The following is a 5,440-nucleotide window of genomic DNA, read 5'->3' as shown; positions in this document are numbered from 1 at the left end:
CACCGCCGCCAGCATCCTTGACCGCCTGCTACACCACGCCACCATCGTGGTGACCTCCGGCGAGTCCTACCGAATGCGCCACGCCGACCGCAAGAAGGGAGCCGCCAAACCCAGTTAGCCAATCACCCGCAACGGAGTGAAGACTTTTCCTGGCCACCAGCGGGGACTTCTACATGGCCATTGACAACCATGAACACAAACATTCTGGCATCGGGCTGCATGTGCCCGCCGACGTGCACTACGGTCGCGCCGACGAGATCCGCCGGCACCGAGCTAGCGTGCTCGACACCGCCTATCGCATCCATCCCGAGCGCTTCATCCGCAAGCCACCCCAACCGCCCGCCCTGCCGACCTTCAGGGCCATCAACTCACCCTCGAAGGAGGAAGAACCGACTCGCTAAACCACCGAAAATCGTGTCTCAGAAACGTTGACAGGTTCCGGTCTGCAATGTCGGGGGTGTAGCCCATGCCAGCGCACCATTGCGTCAGCGGCCGCTTCCAGCGAGCGCTAGAGGAGTGTTGCTCAGCGGCCTGTAGTCGTGCATCAGTGCGCGCGTTTCGACCAACATTTTTGACAGTTGTTTGGGCTCAGCATGCCTAGCGAAGGTACTACGATCCCACCACATCATCTTGGTCTGATAGTGATGGTTTGGGTACGCCGCCGGTGGGATGTTGTCAGCCACCAATCCCCCCGAAGAGCGCCAACGGTCCAGCACATGGGCCGCCGCGGTCGCCATAACGAACCGAACTTCCAGCAAGGCCATGATTGATGAGGGGATGCGCGCCAACGCTGTCGTGATTGAACCACTGCTCCGCGAATTGTTATCAGCCCATGCGGTCTTTACTTCCACGACCCCGAACGGCAGTCGGTCGTTGATCATCTTGCGCATCGTATGCACGCCAGGGTTCCCTGCCCACTCGATCATTGCATGCGAGTCGTCAGGCGATTGTAGCGGCCCGATCACGCGAGCACCTCCGACGACATGCCCGTCAGTATTCACCGCCGCATAGAATAGCTGCGTATCGTTGCCATCCTTGATGGAGTCAAGATCCAGGACGCATTCGACGCCGTGTTTGCTATAACTAGTAAATGCGCCTTGCAGATATTCATTCCACAATGTGGGGTCAACTAAGGGCTGCGACACTACGAGTTGGCATTCTGCGTCTGGAACCCACACAATAAGATTGTCTCGAAGGCGGCATATCTTCGACATGGCGTCATAACGGTAAGCGGTGGTCATCATGTTTATCCAATCTGTTAGGGGTGGGCGGTGATGAGTGAGCCTCGGAGCATGGCACAAATTTTCGAACTGACAACGTTTTCGTCGATCTCAGCATTAGTGAAGCTTTCATAGTCGGCTGGCTATAGACGAATCCAGTTCGGAGGGCCATGAGCAAAAATGATGTTCGCTGATAGCGAACAAAGTATTATGTCCGAATAACGCGTCTGAGCGTCTCGAAAATCAAACCGCTCAATTTGGGCTAGCTTGCGCACGAGTGATCCGCTGGTATACCGTTGGGAAGTGCCCGGATCCGATACCTTCGGAAACGGCAACAGCGTGTTGTGGCGACTAAATCTAGTTCGCAGACCGCCCCCGTGCTGACCGGGAAGGGTTGATTGAATCGTGGCCAATGGTAATTCATGGGGCATGGAGGCCTGTTGTGACCCCATTAACTTGGGCCGCAATCCCTGGGATCGGATTACGTCGGATTCCGCACATATGGTGGACAGCCGGGTACTTAGCGTAACTACTAATTTGTCCACGCATTCATGCCGGATATGATCGTGGCAGTCAACTTGGGATTTTCGGCGCATTGAGCTGAATGCAAGATGCTCGTCGGTTCCAGCAGAGGCCATGGCGATATCTGAGGCCCTAAAAGTTCCTTGAGCGGGGCTCCCATTATGTGTAATTCTTGACAACAAGAATTTTGGCTTGCTTGCACCCGACCAGCGGCGCTGCCCGCGGCTCCCCGTGGCATCGTGTACACCATGGACCGGACTAACGCGCGCTAACAACGATTGGCGGCACCGCCTGGGTTATCCGGCGACAGCAGCCACCAACCAATAGGTGCAAGCGTAGAGTCGGCCGACGGGAGGTGCGCGTCAACTGGCATGTCGATGCCTGGAGTATTCGAAATCGCACACATTACCTCGGATGTGAGTCTTAATCTCGTGTTGAATTTCTCTGGATACGGTTCATCGAGTTTATCCAGAGCCTGGCCCTCGTCCCAACGTGCTGTTTCAAAGCGCTGCAATTGCCTACGCTGAACCAGTCCAGATAACCTGCACGGCAGTCCACTCATTGGTGCCGGTTTCCCGCATTAACACAGGTTGTGAGCAGGTCGATAACATCATCGTGAATTATGTCGGCTCTTAGCCCGTCAACTGCAATTAACTCCACATGCCACACGACTCAACCTGCCAGGAACGAAGAGGCTGGCAGTGGTTGCGCAAAGTGCCATCCTTGCGCATTATTGCATCCGAACGCATGCAATCGATCAAGTTGTCGCGGGGTTTCGACGTGCTTTGCAGTGACAGCCAGACCCAATCCGCGGGCGAGTTCAATCATCGCTCGGGTGACCTGTTCATCGGCTACCCGGTCGCGGATGCTTCCGCCAAGGTTCTCCACGAGCTTGCCGGCGAGTTTGACGACCCCGACCGGAAGGTTCGGCAGGTTGGCAAAGCTGGAGAAACCCGTGCCGAAGTCGTCTATTGCGATGCCCACACCTAGGGCGGACAGCTCTTGCAACGCACTCAATGCCGCCTCGTCATTGCCAAGGCTTGTATCATGGCCAAGTTCAAGCTGCAAAGCGATAGCGGGTAGGCCGTTTCCGGCTAGCGCATTTTTGACTAGGGGAAGAAATCCAGGATCGCAGATAACGCTACTGGCGATATTAACACTGACGAATGGCTGCAACTCGCTGCTGTCGTCACGCCACTCACGGGCTACGCGGCAGGCTTCCTCAATTACGAAGGCCGTAAGCGACGTAATCAGCCCATTATTTTCAGCGATCTCAATGAAACGACCGGGGAGGAGGGTGCCCAACTTTGGGTGCGCCCAACGCAGCAGCGCTTCGGCACCGATTATTGAGGTGTCTGCTAACCGGAAGATCGGCTGGTAAACAGCAAAGAATTCACCGCGATCCAATGCTGTGCGCATCGCGGCTGGCTGGAAGTATTGTGCGTCCCGTTGGTCGAGGGTATGGGCCGCGCGACGCTCATCACCAATTCCAATACGGCTGTTATCCAGCGAATTAGCCGACTCGGCCTTCGGTCGGTCCGACAAGGTGCCTACGTAGCCTATGCAGAGGTCCTGCAACAGCGAGGCAAGCCGTGTCGACGATCCAAGGCCGCCGAAGTGGTGTTGGACCGCGCCGGCAACATCGCCCAACACGCGTGCGGGGTCGGGACCGGTGGCGGCCCGCCGCGCCAGGGAAGCGCCGACCCGAATGGCCAGGTTTGAGCTGCCCTGCTCATACGCGCGTCGCAACATGGTCGCGAGCCGCTGGGAATAACCGCTGTCGGACCCGAGGCCGCAAAATCTCACGGCATCGGCGATTGCACAGCTCAAGTCGTCGTCAGTTTTCGTCTCTGCTGCACCCATCCTGCCAGGTCGCTCCTCAATGTTAAGGGGCTCGGATTCCCACACCAGACCGCAAGGCTTAAGAGCCCGTGACATCCGACCAAACTTCAGCATCAAAAGCATCCGCTAAAACGCGTATTCCCGCGACCGGGTATGGTAGCGCCGTCGGATTGAGGCGCTGGTCTAACCGGGTGCTACAGCGGCCACAGATTCCCCCAGCCTTGGGAATGGTCAACAACGTGAACATTAAAGCCGAACCAATCTGGACTGCCGGCGCCCATCCCAACGCATGGCCGGTGATCCGGCAGTACAAGACCGCCCGGCGCGCGACAGGATCAGAAATCCCTCGACGCCCAGAAGGCCCGCGCCAAAGCGGTCGTGGCCGGCGACGAACAAGCCAAGATCACCCGATTGGTCACCGTCAACGGCGATCACCGAACCCTGAATGAAGCCAGGATCGCCCGCGCACGCGGACTGGTCGGCCTCAGACCCGAGTTGGGTCATTTGGCTTAGTGCCTTGAGTTTCCGGTCTGCAGGGCGTCGAGAATCACCGTGACCTCGGGTTCTATGGCGGGTGGGTATGTGGCGATGACGCCGTTGATGTCGATGGTCGCCGAACGCAGAGGCTTGAGGCTGCGCAGGAACCTGCGAAGGGACAGTCCGGTGCGGGTCTGGATTTCGCGGCTCAGTGCGAGGGCGGTGAACACGATGGTGAGGTGGGCTTCGATGGCGTCGCGGGTGCGGGCGAACATGGGTCTGGCCGCGAGGTCGGATTTCGACATGCGGAAGGACTGCTCGACCCGCCACAGATCGTGATAGTTGGCGATCACCTCGGGCGCGGGCATGAGTCCGGCGTCGATGTTGGTGACATACCCTTTGAGCCCGACCAGTCGACGTGCCCGTTGGATCGACGCGGTGTCGAGTTCCCGGGCGCCGTTGCGGATGGTCACGAATCGTGGTGTGCGGGCGGCTCTATCGCCGGCGACAACGGCGCGGGCCTTGGCCTCCTGCAGGTTCAGCGTCTTGTTGTCGCGCACCGCGCGTTTGGTCGAGTACGCCCACACCGCCCGCCAGGACTTCGGGTGCGTCGTGGGGTTCCAGACGGGTTCGGCTCGCCGTCTCGGGTCGCTGCTCTTGGCGGCGGTGCCGCGTTGATCGCGTGGCGTGATGGTGTCGATGATCTGCCCGTCGGTGAAAACATCACCATGCCAATGGAAATGGGATGCGAGATCGCCAGGTGCTTTGGTGACTCTGGATCCGACGATGAATCGCAACCCGGCGGCGTCGAGGTCGCGTAGGTTCGAAGCCGAGAGCATGCCGGCATCGGCGACGACGACCATATCGGCGATGCCGTGGCGCTGTTGGAACGCGGTGACGATTGGGATGATGGTCAGGGTTTCGGCTTTGTTGCCTTCGAAGCAGCGGATTTCCAGCGGGAACCCGGTCCGGTCGACCAACAGCCCGACAACGATCTGCGGATCCACCCGGCGTTCCTTGGAGTACCCGACGCGACGCAGGTCGTCTTCCTTTTCCGCCTCGAAATACAACGTGGTGACGTCGTAAAGAACCAGACTGATATCGCCTGTAGCACAGGCATTCTGGAAGCAGGCCGAAGCGATCTGATCACGGTATCCACCGCCACACGCCCGGCGCAGGGTCGGTTTACGCGTCGACAACGAAGCTGAAGTGCGGCCCAGCTCGGCCAGGACCCGGTCGACATCGAGCAGGCTGGTCGGCTCTACCACCCGAGCGATCACCAAATCGCGGAACACATCATCGCCGACCGCAGTGCTGAAACCGAGGCTGGCATACACGTCGGACAGGGCGTCGTAGAGCAACCCGCTGCACGACTTGAG

General features: G+C 58.8%; 4 protein-coding genes and 1 pseudogene. 2 read left to right on the top strand and 3 right to left on the bottom strand.

Features of this window, described 5'->3' with window-relative positions; all coding sequences use genetic code 11:
* Positions 1-118, top strand: a 118-nt coding sequence (locus EET13_RS29520; protein ID WP_244603924.1) for an ATP-binding protein, incomplete at its 5' end; no start/stop codon positions are given.
* Between the two features lie 67 nt (positions 119-185).
* A pseudogene (locus tag EET13_RS29515) lies at positions 186-401 on the top strand (IS3-like element IS1141 family transposase); the annotation flags it as partial.
* 84 nt (positions 402-485) lie between these two features.
* Here the strand turns inward: EET13_RS29515 and EET13_RS29510 are convergent.
* The 3 genes from EET13_RS29510 to EET13_RS29500 all read right to left on the bottom strand — a co-directional run.
* Complete coding sequence (locus tag EET13_RS29510) at positions 486-1,244, bottom strand: hypothetical protein (protein WP_244604196.1); 759 nt, start codon at positions 1,242-1,244, stop codon at positions 486-488.
* Between the two features lie 1,170 nt (positions 1,245-2,414).
* Positions 2,415-3,251 (bottom strand): cyclic diguanylate phosphodiesterase, encoded by an 837-nt coding sequence (locus EET13_RS32140; RefSeq protein ID WP_425294284.1) that lies wholly within the window; start codon positions 3,249-3,251, stop codon positions 2,415-2,417.
* 842 nt (positions 3,252-4,093) lie between these two features.
* Positions 4,094-5,440: IS1634 family transposase (locus EET13_RS29500; protein WP_122445546.1), on the bottom strand; the 1,347-nt coding region annotated here is incomplete at its 5' end.

Origin of the sequence: Mycobacterium attenuatum, from assembly GCF_900566085.1 — a bacterium.
Taxonomy (GTDB): Bacteria; Actinomycetota; Actinomycetes; order Mycobacteriales; family Mycobacteriaceae; genus Mycobacterium; species Mycobacterium attenuatum.
Note: the sequence above shows the minus strand (reverse complement) of the source record. Positions and strands in the feature narration are given on the sequence as shown.